The organism is Mesorhizobium sp. M3A.F.Ca.ET.080.04.2.1 (assembly GCF_003952525.1).
Taxonomy (GTDB): Bacteria; Pseudomonadota; Alphaproteobacteria; order Rhizobiales; family Rhizobiaceae; genus Mesorhizobium.
The window spans coordinates 904,757-920,672 of record NZ_CP034451.1 but is presented as its reverse complement, the minus strand read 5'-3'; the positions used below and the strand labels follow the sequence as shown (position 1 = coordinate 920,672).

Sequence of the window (15,916 nt, the reverse complement as noted above, 5' to 3'; positions counted from 1 at the left end):
GCATGCGGGAGGGACTAGTTCGATTGCCTCGCCTGCGCTGCCAGCCAATCCCGTACCTTGCGCGCGTTGTCGCTGAGCTCTCGGTTCTTCGGCCAGATCACGTAGAACGCGATCCCGGTCCTGAGCACATGATTGGTCAGCGGCACCAGCAGTTCCGCCGCAACGAGGCGCTCGACAAGGTGCCGCCACCCGAGGGCGATGCCTTGTCCTTCCATCACCGCCTGGATCACAAGGGCGTAGTCGTTGATGCGCAGTCCGCGTTCGGCATTGCGCAGGCTGGTCCCGGCGGATGCGAACCATTCGTCCCAGTTCGGGGCCTCGCGGTAGGGCTCCTCGAGATGGATGAGCCGGTGCGTGGCCAGTTCCGCGACGGTCTCGGGCGGCCCGAACTTCGCCAGATAGCCGGGGCCAGCGACCGGGAAGATCTCTTCGTCGGCGAGGGGCAGCGAATGATAGTCCGGCCAGTGCGCGGGCAAGCCGCCGCGCACGCCGAGCGGGATGCCTTCGGCGATGATGTCGAGGTCGCGGTCGGCGGTCTGGATGCGCAGATCAATGCCCGGCAGCGCGTCGCGGAACTGCTGCAGGCGCGGCATCATCCAGAAGGAGCCGAACGCCGTCGATGCGGCAACCGTCACATGCCCGCCGGTCGCCTGCAGGCGAAGGTCCTCGGCCGACTTGCGGATATGCGACAGGCCCAGCGAGACATCGGCATGGAAGCGCTCGCCGGCCTCCGTCAGGAGCACCTGGCGGTGGCGGCGCTGGAAGAGCTTGACGCCGAGCTGCTCCTCCAGGCCACGCACCGCGTAAGAAACGGCGGCTTGCGTCATGCCGAGCTCGCGCCCGGCGGCGGTGAAGCTCGACAGCCGGCCTGCCGCCTCGAAGACAATCAGGCTGCCGGCCGAGGGGAGAAGTTGACGCAGATTTCGCATAAGCATAGCTTATACTAGAGATCAGGATTTTCCAGCGTCACAGTCACATTTCGCCTCGCTAAGTTGACCGGAACTGGAAGGGATGGAGGTTCCATGAACGGACTGGCTGCGGAAGCGACCGAACCTACTCATCGTCGCGGTGGCGGCCGCCTTGGGCGCAAGGCGCTGAGGAGCGCGCCGATTGCGTCGTTCCCGACCTTGGTCCGTCAAATTCCCGTCTATCAGATCGTTCCCGACGAAGCGGTGGAACTGATCAACCAAGAGTCGCTCAGCATTCTTGAAGAGGTCGGCTGCGAGTTCCGCGACGAGGAAGCGATCGCCCAGTGGAAGGCGGCCGGCGCCGACGTCAAGGAGACGCGAGTCCGCATCGACCGCGCATTGCTGCTGGAGCTCGTGTCGAAGGTCCCGTCGGAATTCACCCTCAACGCGCGCAACCCTGAGCGCACCGTGCGGGTCGGCGGCAAGAACTCGATCTTCGTGCCGATGTATGGCGCACCCTATGTGCGTGACCTCGACAACAATCGGCGCTACGGCACGCTGGCCGATCTCAACAACTTGCACAAGCTTGCCTACATGGCGCCGGCGCTGCATTCGTCGAGCTCGATCATCTGCGAGCCGATGGAGATTCCGGTGCCGAAGCGCCATCTCCACATTATCCATTCGGCGCTTAAGCACTCCGACAAGCCGTTCATGGGCATCGTGACGTCCAAGGAGCGGGCCGAAGACACAATGGCGATGGCCGGCATCGTCTTCGGCGAAGACTTCGTCCGCGACAACCCGGTGCTGGTTTCGATCACCAACTGCAATTCGCCGCTGGTGTGGGACGCCACCATGATCGACGCCATGAGGGTCTATGCCCGCAACAGCCAGCCGCTGATCCTGGCGCCTTTTGCGCTGTGCGGCGCGTCGACCTCGGCCTCCGCGGTCGGCGCGGTCGCGCAGGTCAACGCCGAGGCGCTTGCGGGTGTCGCCTTTACCCAGCTCATTCGCCCGGGCTCGCCGCAGATCTACGGCCAGTTCATGGTCACCGTCGACATGAAGACCGGCGCCCCGATGGGCGGCACGCCGGAAGCCGCCCAGATGATGTATCTGATGGGCGCGCTGGCGCGGAAGTACAAGCTGCCGTGGCGCACCTCCGGCTTCCATGTCGGTTCGAAGCTCAATGACGCCCAGGCTGGTTACGAAGCGAACATGCTGATGCACGCGGCGATCCTTGCCGGGGCCAATTATATCTGGCACTCGGCCGGCTGGCTCGAGGCGGGTCTCACCTGCGGCTTTTCGAAATTCGCCACCGACTGCGAGCAGCTTGCCGGCTGGTACAAATATGCCGGCGGCGTTTCCTTCGATGATTTCAAGGAGGCGATGGCGGCGGTGCGCGAGGTCGGGCCGCAAGGGCACTTCCTCGGTACCCAGCACACGCTCGATCATTTCGAGAAGGCCTTTTTCATGCCGACCATCATGGACTACAACTCCTTCGAGCAATGGAGCGCCGAGGGTGCGAAGGATCATGACACGCGCGGTCGGGAGAAGGCTCGCAGCATGCTCGCTGATTACCAGGAGCCGAAGCTCGACGAGGGCATTGCCGAGGGCCTCAGAGATTTTGTAGCGCGACGCGAGGCAACGCTGCCTGATAGTGTTAGTTGAGAGAAAGAATGGGCGAAAACCCGCTCAAACCAATGGGAGAAAGAAAATGACGATTTTCAAAAGCAACGGCGACCGCGTTCCCGGCGCGATCGAGGCAATGGCCGAGGACGCACGGGCCGGCCGCATGGACCGGCGCGAATTCCTGGCGCTGGCAAGCGCTTTCGGCGCCTCCACGGCTTTTGCCTATGGCATGATCGGCCTTGCCGCGCCGACCAAAGCGCTGGCCGAGGAGCCCAAGAAGGGTGGCACGCTGCATGTCTCTATGTCGGTCAAGGCGCAGAAGGATCCGCGCACCTATGACTGGACGGAGATGGCAAACGTCACCCGCACCTGGCTGGAGCCGCTGGTGCGCTACACGCACCAGTTCACCTTCGAGCCGGTCCTGCTCGAAAGCTGGGACGTCAATGACGACGCCACCGAATACACCCTGCATCTGCGCAAGGGCGTGACCTGGAACAATGGCGATGCCTTCAACGCCGATGACGTGGTCGCCAACCTGAACCGCTGGTGCGAGAAGGGCGCTTCCGGCAATTCCATGGCCGCTCGCGTCGGCGCGCTGATCGACGCCAAGACGGGGAAGGCAAAGGATGGCGCGATCACCAAGGTCGATGACCTCACCGTCAAGCTCAAGCTCAACGAACCCGATATCGCGATCATACCGGGCTTCACCGACTATCCGGCGCTGGTCGTGCATCGCGACTTCGACAAGGACGGCGCCGACCCGATCAAGAAGCCGATCGGTACGGGAGCTTTCGAACTGGTGTCCTATGACGTCGGCCAGAAGGCGGTCGTCAAGCGTCGCGAGAACGGCAAGTGGTGGGGCGGCGAAGCGCCGCTCGACAGTGTCGAGTTCATTGACTACGGCACTGACTTCAACGCCACGGTGAACGCCTTCGATTCCGGCGAGATCGACCTCGATTTCGAAACGCCGGCCGACTTTATCGACGCCCTCGACAAGATGGATCTGGTGAAGTCGGAGGTCGCCACGGCGACCACGCTTGTTGCCCGCACCAACATCACGCACAAACCCTATGACGACCAGCGGGTGCGCAACGCGCTGCAGATGGCAGTCGACAACAATGCCGTCATGCAACTCGGCTACGCCGGGCGCGGCACGGTGGGCGAGAACCATCACGTCAGCCCGATCCATCCCGAATACTACCCTCTGCCCAAGAAGACGCGGGACGCTGCCGCCGCCAAGAAGCTGATGGCGGATGCCGGACAGGCCGACTTCGAGCATGAACTTATCACGGTCGAGGACGAATGGCAGAAGAACACCGGCGATGCGATCGCCGGCCAATTGCGCGAGGCCGGTATCAAGGTGAAGCGTACCGTGCTTCCGGGCTCGACCTTCTGGAACGATTGGACGAAATATCCTTATTCGATGACGATCTGGTACATGCGTCCGCTCGGCGTTCAGGTGCTTGCGCTCGGCTATCGCTCGGGAGAGGCCTGGAACGAGACGGCCTTTGCCAATCCGGATTTCGACGCCAAGCTCAAGCAAGCACTTTCGCTCGCCGATCCCGACAAGCGCAAGGAAGTCATGAAGGACGTCGAGCAGATCCTGCAGGATTCCGGCGTCATCATCCAGCCGTTCTGGCAGAAGCTCTACTGCCACATGAACAAGAAGGTGAAGAACTACGGAATGCACCAGACCTACGAAATGGACTTTCAGAACGTCTGGCTGGATGCCTGAGCCCACTCCCAGGGCTGATCTGGGCCGGCACCTGTTCGTTCAGATGCCGGCCGACTTTTCGATATCGAACCTACAGCAAGGTCAGAGCTTTCCGACGAGGAACTTGTGCAGCGGATGCATGACTGCCTCTATGACGGACTGAAGGAAGAAATCGAGCAAGGCACCCACATTCTTCTCTACAGGCGAAAACAGACGCGGAAAGAGTTTTGACATCTCAGGTTCACCTGCAAATTGGTTGGCTGAACATGCAGAATTCGCTTACCTGCCTCAACCGAGGCGCCTGTTTCGGGCTGTGAAGGCCATCGCAAATATCGGCGTCGAGAGCGGCTGCGCGCATCCCGGCTTGGCAAATGCGCGGGCTCGGCGCTCGACCGGGTCCGCAATTGCAATTCTCGACGTTGCTTCAATTCCCCGAATAGCTATGCCTGGCGAAGAAACGGTCCAGTTCGCGCTGCTGGGGAGACTTCCCGGTGAAGATCTCCACATATTTGGGAATTCGCTTCATGCGGGCCGCGAGATCTTCCTTGGTCTGCATTGAGATGTAGCCGATCTGCACGAGGTAGACGGTGCGCGCTCGGGCGTCGGCTGAGCTCTGCTCGTAGCCGAAGCGGATGAACATTTGGCTCATCGCGTCGAGCCGCATCTGGTCGGCTTTCTGCACCTCCGCCAGAATGTCGGGAGACTGAAGCGCCCAGCTTCTGACCGCGAACTCGAACGGAGAATCGAACAAGGACTTGTCGAGCCAGCAGTCGAAGACGTTCAGCATCGCTTCGGCGACCGTCTCGGCATATGCCTCGGCCTGCTTGACGAGGTTGCCGGTGTTCTTGTCCCGCCAACGGGTCACCAGCGCTGCAAGCAGTTCTTCCCGATCCTTGAAGAACCAATAGAAGCTGGTGCGCGACAGGCCCAGCGTCTTGGCAAGGGGCGAAATTCTGACGGTATCGACTCCGGATTCGAGAAGCAGGTCGTAGGCGGCTTCGAGCCACCCCTCCGCAGATCCGCGCCATCGGCTATCGTTCGAAATTTGCTCCATGAGCTTGCTTCCTAACAAAATGTCGAAGTCAGAACCAGCAAAATGTACGCCTACGTCGATTAAGCTGACATCTTAGAACATGAACTTGACACAGATGTACATTTTCGAATAGCGTTCACGCTTGCCTGTCTCAGCCCGGAGTCCGTCGGATGTCGAACGATCCCCTTCTGCAGCCTTACAAGCTCAAGCATTTGACCCTGCGCAATCGCATCATCGTGACGTCGCACGAGCCGGCCTATCCGGAGGATGGGATGCCGAAGGAGCGTTATCGTGCTTACACGCTGGAAAGGGCCAAGGGCGGTGTGGCGATGACGATGACAGCCGGGTCTGCGGCGGTTTCGAAGGACAGCCCTCCTGTTTTCAACAACCTGCTCGCCTACAAGGACGAGATCGTGCCGTGGATCAAGCAGATGACCGATGCGGTCCACGAAGAGGGCGCCGCCATCATGATCCAGCTCACCCATCTCGGGCGCCGCACACGCTGGGACAAGGGCGATTGGCTTCCGGTCGTGGCTCCGTCCCATCACCGTGAGGCCTCACATCGCGCGTTTCCCAAGAAGATCGAAGATTGGGATATCGAGCGCATCATCAAAGACTTCGCAGACGCCGCCGAGCGAATGAAGGCGGGCGGGATGGATGGCGTCGAACTCGAGGCCTACGGCCACCTGCTCGATCAGTTCACGTCACCGCTCACCAACGAGCTTGACGGTCCCTATGGCGGATCCCTCGACAATCGCCTGCGCTTCTGCCTGGATGTCTTGAAGGCGATCCGGTCACGGGTGGGCGAGGACTTCATCCTGGGCCTGCGATACACTGCGGATGAATGTCTCCCCGGCGGCACCGGCAAGTCGGAGGGCCTTGAAATCTCCAAGCGCCTCAAGGAAAGCGGACTTGTCGACTACCTCAACGTGATCCGCGGCCACATCGACACCGATGCGGGCTTGACGGACGTTATTCCCATCCAGGGAATGACCAACTCGCCGCACCTCGATTTTGCGGGCGAGATTCGCGCTGCGACGAACTTCCCAACCTTCCATGCAGCGAAGATACCGGACGTGGCGACTGCGCGCCACGCGATCGCGTCGGGCAAGGTGGACATGATCGGCATGACGCGCGCTCACATGACCGATCCGCACATCGTGCGCAAGATCATCGAGAAGCGCGAAGAGGAAATCAGGCCCTGTGTGGGCGCCAACTATTGCCTTGACCGTATCTACCAGGGTGGAGCGGCATACTGCATCCACAATGCCGCGACAGGTCGCGAGCTGACCATGCCGCACGTCGTCGCCAAGGCCGAGACCCGCAAGAAAGTTGTCGTCGTGGGTGCCGGTCCGGCAGGCCTGGAGGCGGCCCGCGTGGCGGGTGAGCGCGGACATGAGGTGGTGGTCTTCGAGGCCGCAAGCCATCCCGGAGGGCAGATACGCCTGACGGCGCAGAGCCCGCGTCGCAGGGAGATGATGAGCATCATCGATTGGCGCATGGCCCAGTGCGAAAAGCACGGAGTGTCCATCCAGTTCAACACCTGGGCGGAAGCCGAAACCATCGAGGCCGAGAATCCGGACGTCGTCATCATTGCCACGGGCGGGGTGGCGCACACCGAGGTGCTTTCCAAGGGCAACGAGTTGGTGGTGTCCTCATGGGATATCATCTCGGGAGACGTGAAGCCGGGGACCAATGTTCTCATCTTCGACGACGCCGGTGACCACGCAGCGCTGCAAGCTGCCGAATTCATCGCGGGTGCCGGCGGAAAGGTCGAGATCATGACACCGGACCGGTCCTTCTCACCCGAGGTCATGGCCATGAATCTCGTGCCCTATATGAGATCTCTTCAGAAGCTCGATGTGACCTTCACGGTGACCTATCGGCTCGAGTTTGTCGAAAAGAGCGGCAACCAGCTCATTGCACATGTCGGCAGCGACTACGGCGGCGTGTCCAAGCAGCGTGTCGTGGACCAGATTGTCGTCAATCACGGCACCATACCGCTCGACGACATCTATTTCGAACTGAAACCCAAATCGACCAACCAAGGCGAGATCTCGCACGATGAGCTCATCGCCGGGCAACCGCAATCGGTCGCACGCAATCCGCAGGGCCGATTTCAGCTCTTCCGCATCGGAGACGCTGTCTCGGCTCGCAACACCCACGCCGCGATCTACGATGCGTTGCGTCTGGCGAAGGATATCTGATGGCCGGCAGCGGGCTCCGCTCACCCACAACACAGGTTCAGCCCTAACCAGCCCCAGGATTCGTGGTATTGAATGGTTCCCGCCACGAAGCCTGGAGCTTATCGGATGAGACTGACTGTGCTTGCCGCCGCCCTCTCGATCGCAGCGCCTGCGGCCGCCCTGGCCGGGCCGGCATCCAATGCGGTGAAGTTCTTCTACAGGCCCGAAGTCAAATTCGAGGCCGACCTGAGATACCGCGATCGTTTCACCGAGCCGGTGACCAAGCTTTTCGAGCTCAATGATCAGGTGCAGAAGAACAAGCCGGACGAGGTGCCGTGCATCGACTTCGCCCCCGGTCTCGACGCTCAGGACTATGACGAGAAGACCGTCGCCAAGACGCTGAAGCTTTCGGAACAGGTGGACGGCGATAGCGCCAGCGTCACCGTGACCTTCAATCTCTTTCCGGAAGGCGATGATTCCAAACGCGAAATGATCTGGTCTCTGAAGAAGATCGACGGCAAATGGAAGATCGCCGATATCGCTTCCAAATCCAGCGGCTGGACGCTGAGCGCTCTCGAATGCATGTCTGGTTCGACGGCGGAGTGATTCAGTTGCTTCGTCGCCTTGTCCTGGCGTTTCCAATGGTCTCGATGCTGACTGCTGGGCTGAGCGACGCCGCCTCGGCGCAAGGCCTGTTCGGCACGCCGCCGCAAAAGCCGCCATCCGACTCCAGCAATGCGCCTGCGGACGATACGTTGCCCGCCAATCCGCCGGCCGCATCGCCGCCTGCGGAAAACGCCCCGGTCGCACCCGTCCTGCCGGGCTCGCCGACGGCGCTGGTCAAGCCCTTCTACGAGCATCTCGGGTTGGAGCTCGATCCAACTGAGCGTAAGAACTTCATCGATCCGGCCAAGACCGTGCTCGACAAAAGCGATGCGCTTCGGCAATCGGGGCAGGGCGAATGTCTCGATCCCAACATGGCGCTCGACAATGCCAATTATGACAAAGCGGCCATAGACGGCAGCCTGAAGACCATCGAGGCGGTCAAGGGCGACGAAGCCAAGGTCGTCGTCGCCTTCGTCGTCGCCGGCAACCAGCACCGCCTCGAGTGGAAGTTGAAGAAGATTGGCGGCGACTGGAAGATATCCGACCTTCTGTCGGTCACCGGAGAATGGGCGCTGAGCCAGTACCAGTGCGAGTGAGCCGCCGATGAAATCGCCGCCAGGCAATCGCCGATGAGATTTCGTGCTCTTCTCATGACTGCCGGCGTCGGACTGTGCGTCGCCGCTTGTGTCGATTGGGCTGTCGGAACGACGCTGATCGCCCGCAAGCCACGCGAGAGCCTGACAGCGGCAAGCGATCTGCCTGTGGATCGCGTCGAACTCGAGCAGGCTGGCGCGCCAGAACTCGCCGGCTGGGTGGCGCAGCGAGAAGGCAGTTGCGGCGCCATCGTCCTTTTGCATGGGCGCGGCGCCAATAGGCTTGCCATGGTGCAAAGAGCAAAACTGCTGTTCGACGCCGGCTACTCCGTCGTACTGTTCGATCTGTCGGGACATGGCGAGAGCGGTGGCACGGTTCAGGGCTTTGGCTACAGCGAAGGAAAGGACGCGGCTCGCATCCTAGCCTATGCGAGACAGCGCTTTACCGGCCAGAAGCTTGGCGCTGTCGGCTCATCGCTGGGTGCTGCATCACTTGTCTTTGCCGCGCCAGAGGCCCGAGCCGACGCTTATGTACTGGAGCAACTCTACGCGAGCCTGAGGGAGACGACAGCTTGGCGCATGCCCTTTCACGTCGCGCGACGCTTCCAGGTGGATGTCCTTTTGGCCCAAATGCCGCTGCGTCTCGGTTTCGGCGCCGATGATGTCAGGCCCGTCGATCGTCTCGGCAAGCTCGGCAAACCGCTCATGCTGCTTGCCGGCGGCATCGATCCCTTCATCGATCAAGGGCAGGTCATGGCCTTGCAAAACGCCGCGCGCGGATCAGAGTTGGTCTGGTTCGACCGGGCTGGCCACGTTGATCTGCTGCGCCACGACGAGCAGCGCTACAGCGACGCGGTTCTGCCGTTCCTTTCAAAAAACCTCTGCCGACCCGGTGTCAATCCTCCCTGACGGGTGTCCAGCGGCTCAACCTCTCCCGCGATAGGGCGCGACGCCCGTGTCGGGCAGCCACGCACCTTCCGGCGGTGCGCCCGTCTGCCAGAACACGTCGATCGGGATTCCGCCGCGCGGGAACCAGTAGCCGCCGACACGCAGCCAGAGCGGCTTGGTCGCCTCGACGATGCGTCGGCCGATCATGACTGTGCATTCCTCATGGAAGGCGCCGTGATTGCGGAACGAAGTCATGAACAGCTTCAACGATTTCGATTCCACCAGCGTCTTGTCCGGTGCGTAGTCGATGACGATGTGGGCGAAGTCTGGCTGGCCGGTGACCGGGCACAGCGAGGTGAACTCCGGGCAGGTAAAACGCACGATCGCCGGCGGCCCATCACCGCGCGAGAATGGCACGGTTTCCAGAACCGCCTGTTCTGGACGCGGTGGCGTCTCGACGTGCTTGCCGAGTTGGGTGAGGTTCTTTGCATCGGTCATGGGCGGCTCCTTGCTGCCGCCTGAAAACGTCGACGGCGGCAGCCGCAATCAAAGCTGGAAAATGCGCCGCGATCCGATGGGAGCGGCGCGATTGGGCGCTCATTTAGCACCTGAGTGAAAGGGGCGCAGCGGTTTTCATATGAATGCGATGCGTGAAATGGAAGCGGGAGCAGCAGGATTCTGGCGCGCGAATTAAACGGCAGGAACACGACAACCAGCGACGACCGCGCTGGCGGGCTGGACTTGGTCTGCCAGTTTTGCAATTTTCTGGCGCCGATCCGAGGCTTGCACAACCTCTGCATTGGCGCCACGCCGCGCGATTGTTGGAGCTAGAACAGGAGACAGGATCAGTAGCGGCTAACCAGTTGCTCGGCCGGCCTAAGCGAGGTTGCCCTGCAGCACCTTCAGCTTCGCTCTCTTCGGGCTGCGCGCCAGCAGCCATTCGCGCGCCTTGTCCTGCGGCATCGGGAAGGCGATGGAATAGCCCTGCACCTGGTCGCAGCCGATGGCCATCAGCGAGTCCAGTTCGGCTTCGGTCTCGGCGCCCTCGGCGACGATCGAGATGCCGAGCCCGCGGGCAAGCTCGGTGATGGCGCGCACGATCTTGGTGTTGTCGCCATTCTCGTTGATGTTCTGGACGAAGCGGCGGTCGATCTTGAGCCGGTCGATCTCGTTCGGATTGACATGGCTGAGCGAAGCATAGCCGGTGCCGAAATCGTCGAGCTCGAGATGCACGCCGGCGGCGCGGATATGCCTGAGCTTGGCGGCGATGCCCGTCTTCTCGTCGTCGAGGATGACGGATTCGACGATTTCCAGCGACAGCTTCTGCGGCGCTAGTCCGGCCCGTTCCAGGGTCCCGAACAGGAAGGTGTCGAAATCCGGTTCGCGCAGCTCGGTGCCCGAGACGTTGACGGCGATGCGTCCGAAATCGATGCCGGCGCGGTCCCATTCGGCCGCTTCGTTGATGGCTTTGGTGATGACGATGCGGCCGATATCCGGCATGAAGCCGCATTTTTCCGCGACCGGGATGAACTCGCCCGGCGAGATCATGCCGCGCGACGCATGCTTCCAGCGCACCAGCGCCTCGATGCCGCTGATCTTGCCGCTGGTGAGCGATACCTGCGGCTGGAAATAGACCTCGAAAGTCTTTTCCGCGATGGCGGTGCGAATGTCCTGCTCGAGTTGCTTGCGGTAGTCGAGCTCGCGCCGCAGCTCCTCGGAGAAGAAGGAGAAGCTGCCGCCGCCCATCTTCTTGGCGGAATAGAGCGCGAGATCGGCATGGACGAGCAGGTCCTGGGCGTTTTCGGCATCGACCGGGTAGACCGCAATGCCGGCGCTGGCACCGGGCAGGATGGTCGTGCCCTGGAAGGTGATCGGTTCGTTGATCTGGCCGATGATCCGCTTGGCCAGCATATGGATGTCCTCGGTGGTGCCGGCACCGTTGAGGATCATCACGAATTCGTCGCCGCCGAGCCGCACGCACAGATCCGATGCGCGGCAGGAATCGCGCATGCGCTGGGCGGTGACGACAAGAACATAGTCGCCCGCCGCGTGCCCCAGAGAATCGTTGATCTGCTTGAAGCGGTCGAGGTCGAGCTGGATCACTGCCAGGCGCTCGCGGCGGCGGTGCGCGCCCTTGATCAGCGTGTCGAAATGGTCAGTGAGGAAGGTGCGGTTGTGCAGGCCGGTCAGCCCGTCATGCACGGCGATGAAGGCCATCGAATTGCGCGCGTCGACCAGCTCGTGCGTCTTGCGCAGGATGGCCTTGGACATCGGCCGGAAGATGAACAGCGCAACCAGCAAGATGACGCCAAGGGTGGCGAAGAACAAGGTCCGATGCAGATCCAGCAACTGGCTGGAGCGCTCTTGGCCAAACGCGCTGATGCGCTGGCCGAGTGCTGCATAGCCGGCCAGCGTCGCATTCGCCACTGAAGCGTCGAGATCGACGCGCTCGGCACCTCCCTTGTAACCGTCGCTGCCAGTCGCAAGCCGGGATTCGAACGATGAGATCAGGCGTTTGCCGTTGGCGATCAGGCCGACGGAGAAATAGTCGAGATGGAACGGCTTGCCGAACAGCACATTCTCGATCGACTTGGGATCGAAACGCGCCCGCGAGATCGGATCGGCGCCGGTCTTGTCCAGCAGCAGATCGTAATTCGTTTCGAATTCCTGCGTGGCCTGCTTCAGCGCGGCGACCAGGGCCGGCTGCTTGTCCTGCCCGGCAGCGCCCGTTGCGCCGGAGAGAAAGACGATCCGTTGCGAAAGCGCCTTTTGCGTGCTGACGATGTTGAGCAGCGCGTCGTTGTGCTGCTGCGCCGCCATCATCTGCTGCAGCAGGATGAAAGCGGCCATCACCATGGCGGCGATGATCGTCAGGGCCAGCCAGTAGCCGCTCTTGATCAGCAGAACCAGCTTGCGCGAAACGCTGTGCACTGGCTGCTGCGACATAGCTGGTTGATCCCTCCCGCCCTTCAGAATCCTGGCCATGGCTTCGATGGCGGGAAGACCTTTGACCTGAAAGGGTTAATAGCTAGGCATACAGGCTGCGCGCTCATCGCGGCTGCAGAACAAAGCTGCCGGAATGGTTATTATGGCGTTTCCCGGCCCGCGCATTTTGAATGCATCTCCCATCGCGCTGGCACGATGAACTGCGGCCCGGCTTTCGCGAAGTCGCCGAAGCGGTCGCTTTTGCGATGGATTTTTCTCATCCACGGCGCGACAGTCCGCCTCGAAGCGAACAGGGCCGGATCATGAGCGCAGCCTTCCTATCCCACATCGACAAAGAACTCGCAGGGCTGAGATCGGCGGGGCTCTATAAATCCGAACGGGTCATATCCTCCATGCAATCGGCCGAAATCGAGGTCGGTGGCCAGAGGGTGCTGAATTTCTGCGCCAACAACTATCTCGGCCTCGCCGACAGCCCTGACCTGCGCGAGGCGGCCAAACAGGCGCTCGACCGCTACGGCTACGGCATGGCGTCGGTGCGCTTCATCTGCGGCACGCAGGAGGAGCACAAGGCGCTCGAAGCCACCATCTCGTCCTTTCTCGGCATGGAGGACACGATCCTCTACGGCTCCTGCTTCGACGCCAATGGCGGCCTGTTCGAGACCCTGCTCGGCGAGGACGATGCCGTCATCTCGGATGCGCTGAACCACGCCTCGATCATCGACGGCGTCAGGCTCTGCAAGGCCAAGCGCTTCCGCTACGCCAATAATGACATGACCGATCTGGAGGCCCGGCTGAAGGAGGCGAAGGACTGCCGCTTCCGGCTGATCGCCACCGATGGCGTGTTCTCGATGGACGGCATCATAGCCAACCTGCAAGGGGTCTGCGATCTGGCGGAAAAATACGATGCCATGGTGATGGTCGACGACAGCCATGCGGTCGGCTTCGTCGGCAGGAACGGCCGCGGCTCGGCCGAGCATTGCGGTGTCGAGGGCAGGGTGGACATCATCACCGGCACGCTCGGCAAGGCCCTGGGCGGCGCGTCCGGCGGCTATACGTCGGGCAAACGCCAGGTGGTCGACTGGCTGCGCCAGCGCTCGCGGCCCTATCTCTTCTCCAACACGCTGATGCCGGCGATCGCCGGTGCCTCGCTGAAAGTGTTCGAACTGATCCGCAACGGCGATGCGCTGCGCCAGCGCCTCTATGCCAACGCGCAACATTTCCGGTCTCAGATGGGCAAGCTCGGCTTTACGCTGGCGGGCGCCGAGCACCCGATCATTCCGGTGATGCTTGGCGATGCGGCTTTGGCGCAGGAGATGGCGCAGCGTATGCTGAAGCGCGGCATCTATGTCATCGGCTTCTCATTCCCGGTGGTGCCGAAGGGCCAGGCGCGTATCCGCACCCAGATGTCGGCCGCCCATTCCAGCGCCGATATCGACCGCGCGGTCGAGGCCTTTGGCGAAGTCGGCAAGGAACTCGGAATAGTCGGATAATAGCGAATGCTTGCTTTCTACGGCGTCCCCCTCTGTCCTGCCGGACATCTCCCCCACGAGGGGGGAGATCGGCAGCTTTGGCGCCAGCGCCTTTCTTCCACGTTTGAGATTGGCGAAGGTCTTCGTGACATCCAATCTCCCCCCAAGTGGGAGAGATGTCCGGCAGGACAGAGGGGGGCGCGAGGGAACGCGAGCGTTTGCAGCCTTTGGAGAGTCTCATGTCCAACATGATGAAGGCGCTGGTGAAGGCCAAGGCCGAGCCGGGCATCTGGATGGAAGAGGTGCCGGTGCCGGAGATCGGCCCCAACGACGTTCTCATCAAGGTCAAGAAGACGGCGATCTGCGGCACCGATGTCCACATCTACAATTGGGACCAGTGGGCACAGAAGACGGTGCCGGTACCGATGGTGACGGGTCATGAGTTTGTCGGCACCGTTGCCGACTACGGCGCGGAGGTCACCGAATACAAGGTCGGCCAGCGCGTCTCCGGCGAGGGACATATCGTCTGCGGCCATTGCCGCAACTGCCGCGCGGGCAGGGGGCATCTGTGCCGCAATACGCTGGGCGTCGGCGTCAACCGCCCCGGCGCCTTCGGCGAGTACCTGGTGATCCCGCAGCACAATGTCGTGCCGATCCCCGATGACGTGCCGGATGAGATCGCCGCCATTTTCGATCCGCTGGGCAATGCGGTTCATACGGCCCTGTCCTTCGATCTGGTCGGCGAGGACGTGCTGGTCACCGGCGCTGGGCCTATCGGCATCATGGGCGCGCTGGTGGCGCAATGCGTCGGCGCCCGGAAAGTCGTCATCACCGACATCAATCCGGTGCGGCTGGAGCTGGCGAGGAAGCTCGGCGTCCAGCATGTCGTCGATGCCTCGAAAGAGAAGCTGCGCGACGTCATGCCGGCGCTCGGCATGACCGAAGGTTTTGACGTCGGGCTGGAGATGTCGGGCGCCGCCCCTGCCTTCCGCGACATGATCGACACCATGAACAATGGCGGCAAGATCGCCATCCTCGGCATCGCGCCGACCGGCTTCGAGATCGACTGGAACAAGGTCATCTTCAAGATGCTGCATCTCAAAGGCATCTACGGCCGCGAGATGTTCGAGACCTGGTACAAGATGATTGCCCTGGTGCAGGGTCCGCTTGATGTTTCCGGGTTGATCACGCACCGCATCGGCATCGACGATTTTCAGGTCGGGTTCGATGCGATGCGGAGCGGCAGTTCGGGCAAGGTGGTGATGGATTGGTAGCTCATTAGAAACGCCGGCGGGACAGCACCCCCCTCTGGCCTGCCGGCCATCTCCCCCGCAAGGAGGGAGATCAACTGTCGCGCGGCTTTCGCCAATCTCCGACGTTGCAGGAGCGGCGCTGTCAGGGAAGCTGCCAATCTCCCCCCGTGCGGGGGAGATGTCCGGCAGGACAGAGGGGGGTGTGAAGGATCGCTACGAAGCAGACAAAGCCCTCTCCAGCGCCGCCACCCCACTTATAATCGCCGCCCGCTCTTCCGCGCTCACCCTCGCCAGCAACTCCCTTTCAAACGCTTTCGCCAGCGGCACCATCTCGCGATAGACGGCGAGCCCTGCTTTGGTCAGCGTCAGATGCTCGACGCGTCGGTCGGTCTCGTCAGGTGTGCGCGTCAGCCACCGCCGCCGCTCCAACTCCGCCACTGCCCGCGAAACCTTGGTCTTGTGCATGGCCGATTGCTCGCCGAGTTCCGTCGCCGTCATCGTGCCGCGCTGGCCCAACCCTGATAGCGTGCGCCATTCCGGCCGAGTCAGCCCGTGGCGCTCCTTATAGATGCGCGAGAACTCGCGGCTGACGGCATCGGCGAGTCGGTAGAGCCTGTAGGGCAGGAAGCTTTCGAGTTCGAGGATTTCCGGTTCCATCAAAACCACCGAGGGCGGCGTTCGCCGTTGATAGTTA

13 protein-coding genes and 1 pseudogene are annotated in these 15,916 nt (G+C 61.9%); 9 read left to right on the top strand and 5 right to left on the bottom strand.

Features of this window, described 5'->3' with window-relative positions:
* Positions 1 to 14: 14 nt before the first annotated feature.
* Complete coding sequence (locus EJ074_RS04335; protein ID WP_129552793.1) at positions 15 to 929, bottom strand: LysR substrate-binding domain-containing protein; 915 nt, start codon at positions 927 to 929, stop codon at positions 15 to 17.
* A gap of 93 nt (positions 930 to 1,022) precedes the next feature.
* On the opposite strand from EJ074_RS04335, the gene EJ074_RS04330 reads away from it, so the two are divergent.
* From EJ074_RS04330 to EJ074_RS30080, 3 genes and pseudogenes are all read left to right on the top strand, one after another.
* Positions 1,023 to 2,573 carry a trimethylamine methyltransferase family protein gene (locus EJ074_RS04330; protein WP_095809084.1) on the top strand — a complete coding sequence of 517 codons (1,551 nt, stop codon included), beginning with the start codon at positions 1,023 to 1,025 and terminating at the stop codon, positions 2,571 to 2,573.
* Positions 2,574 to 2,619: 46 nt separating this feature from the next.
* On the top strand, positions 2,620 to 4,269 hold the full coding sequence (locus EJ074_RS04325; RefSeq protein WP_095809083.1) for an ABC transporter substrate-binding protein: 1,650 nt from the start codon (positions 2,620 to 2,622) through the stop codon (positions 4,267 to 4,269).
* Positions 4,270 to 4,383: 114 nt separating this feature from the next.
* Positions 4,384 to 4,452: pseudogene (locus tag EJ074_RS30080) on the top strand (cobalamin-binding protein); the annotation flags it as partial.
* A 220-nt stretch (positions 4,453 to 4,672) separates the two neighbouring features.
* Here EJ074_RS30080 and EJ074_RS04315 read toward each other — a convergent pair.
* Positions 4,673 to 5,302, bottom strand: coding sequence for a TetR/AcrR family transcriptional regulator (locus tag EJ074_RS04315; RefSeq protein WP_095809082.1), 630 nt, complete (start codon positions 5,300 to 5,302; stop codon positions 4,673 to 4,675).
* Positions 5,303 to 5,451: 149 nt separating this feature from the next.
* Between EJ074_RS04315 and EJ074_RS04310 the strand changes: the two genes are divergently transcribed.
* The 4 genes from EJ074_RS04310 to EJ074_RS04295 all read left to right on the top strand — a co-directional run bounded on the left by EJ074_RS04310 (position 5,452) and on the right by EJ074_RS04295 (position 9,575).
* Positions 5,452 to 7,488, top strand: a complete 2,037-nt coding sequence (locus EJ074_RS04310) for an NADH:flavin oxidoreductase (RefSeq protein WP_095809081.1) — start codon at positions 5,452 to 5,454, stop codon at positions 7,486 to 7,488.
* Positions 7,489 to 7,593: 105 nt separating this feature from the next.
* Complete coding sequence (locus EJ074_RS04305; RefSeq protein WP_095809080.1) at positions 7,594 to 8,073, top strand: DUF3828 domain-containing protein; 480 nt, start codon at positions 7,594 to 7,596, stop codon at positions 8,071 to 8,073.
* 5 nt (positions 8,074 to 8,078) lie between these two features.
* Entirely contained in the window at positions 8,079 to 8,669 is a 591-nt protein-coding gene (locus EJ074_RS04300; protein WP_095809139.1) for a hypothetical protein, read from the top strand.
* Positions 8,670 to 8,834: 165 nt separating this feature from the next.
* Complete coding sequence (locus EJ074_RS04295; RefSeq protein WP_165349847.1) at positions 8,835 to 9,575, top strand: alpha/beta fold hydrolase; 741 nt, start codon at positions 8,835 to 8,837, stop codon at positions 9,573 to 9,575.
* A gap of 15 nt (positions 9,576 to 9,590) precedes the next feature.
* Here the strand turns inward: EJ074_RS04295 and queF are convergent, their stop codons facing one another.
* A complete protein-coding gene (queF, locus tag EJ074_RS04290) occupies positions 9,591 to 10,052 on the bottom strand; it encodes a preQ(1) synthase (protein WP_095809138.1) in 462 nt (153 codons plus the stop codon).
* Between the two features lie 378 nt (positions 10,053 to 10,430).
* Positions 10,431 to 12,500 (bottom strand): EAL domain-containing protein, encoded by a 2,070-nt coding sequence (locus EJ074_RS04285; RefSeq protein WP_095809078.1) that lies wholly within the window; start codon positions 12,498 to 12,500, stop codon positions 10,431 to 10,433.
* 302 nt (positions 12,501 to 12,802) lie between these two features.
* Between EJ074_RS04285 and EJ074_RS04280 the strand changes: the two genes are divergently transcribed.
* Both EJ074_RS04280 and tdh read left to right on the top strand, forming a co-directional pair.
* On the top strand, positions 12,803 to 13,990 hold the full coding sequence (locus EJ074_RS04280) for a glycine C-acetyltransferase (RefSeq protein WP_095809137.1): 1,188 nt from the start codon (positions 12,803 to 12,805) through the stop codon (positions 13,988 to 13,990).
* A gap of 218 nt (positions 13,991 to 14,208) precedes the next feature.
* Entirely contained in the window at positions 14,209 to 15,243 is a 1,035-nt protein-coding gene (tdh, locus tag EJ074_RS04275; protein ID WP_095809077.1) for an L-threonine 3-dehydrogenase, read from the top strand.
* A gap of 192 nt (positions 15,244 to 15,435) precedes the next feature.
* Here tdh and EJ074_RS04265 read toward each other — a convergent pair whose 3' ends face one another.
* The gene (locus EJ074_RS04265) at positions 15,436 to 15,879 is read right to left on the bottom strand and encodes a MarR family transcriptional regulator (protein WP_095809076.1); all 444 of its coding nucleotides are present in this window, start codon (positions 15,877 to 15,879) and stop codon (positions 15,436 to 15,438) included.
* Positions 15,880 to 15,916: the final 37 nt, after the last annotated feature.

Coding starts and splice junctions, on each gene's coding strand:
- EJ074_RS04315 (WP_095809082.1), bottom strand. CDS start 5,302: ATGGAGCAAATTTCGAACGATAGCCGATGGCGCGGATCTGCGGAGGGG.
- EJ074_RS04280 (WP_095809137.1), top strand. CDS start 12,803: ATGAGCGCAGCCTTCCTATCCCACATCGACAAAGAACTCGCAGGGCTG.
- EJ074_RS04285 (WP_095809078.1), bottom strand. CDS start 12,500: ATGTCGCAGCAGCCAGTGCACAGCGTTTCGCGCAAGCTGGTTCTGCTG.
- EJ074_RS04335 (WP_129552793.1), bottom strand. CDS start 929: ATGCGAAATCTGCGTCAACTTCTCCCCTCGGCCGGCAGCCTGATTGTC.
- EJ074_RS04305 (WP_095809080.1), top strand. CDS start 7,594: ATGAGACTGACTGTGCTTGCCGCCGCCCTCTCGATCGCAGCGCCTGCG.
- tdh (WP_095809077.1), top strand. CDS start 14,209: ATGTCCAACATGATGAAGGCGCTGGTGAAGGCCAAGGCCGAGCCGGGC.
- EJ074_RS04330 (WP_095809084.1), top strand. CDS start 1,023: ATGAACGGACTGGCTGCGGAAGCGACCGAACCTACTCATCGTCGCGGT.
- queF (WP_095809138.1), bottom strand. CDS start 10,052: ATGACCGATGCAAAGAACCTCACCCAACTCGGCAAGCACGTCGAGACG.
- EJ074_RS04265 (WP_095809076.1), bottom strand. CDS start 15,879: ATGGAACCGGAAATCCTCGAACTCGAAAGCTTCCTGCCCTACAGGCTC.
- EJ074_RS04325 (WP_095809083.1), top strand. CDS start 2,620: ATGACGATTTTCAAAAGCAACGGCGACCGCGTTCCCGGCGCGATCGAG.
- EJ074_RS04310 (WP_095809081.1), top strand. CDS start 5,452: ATGTCGAACGATCCCCTTCTGCAGCCTTACAAGCTCAAGCATTTGACC.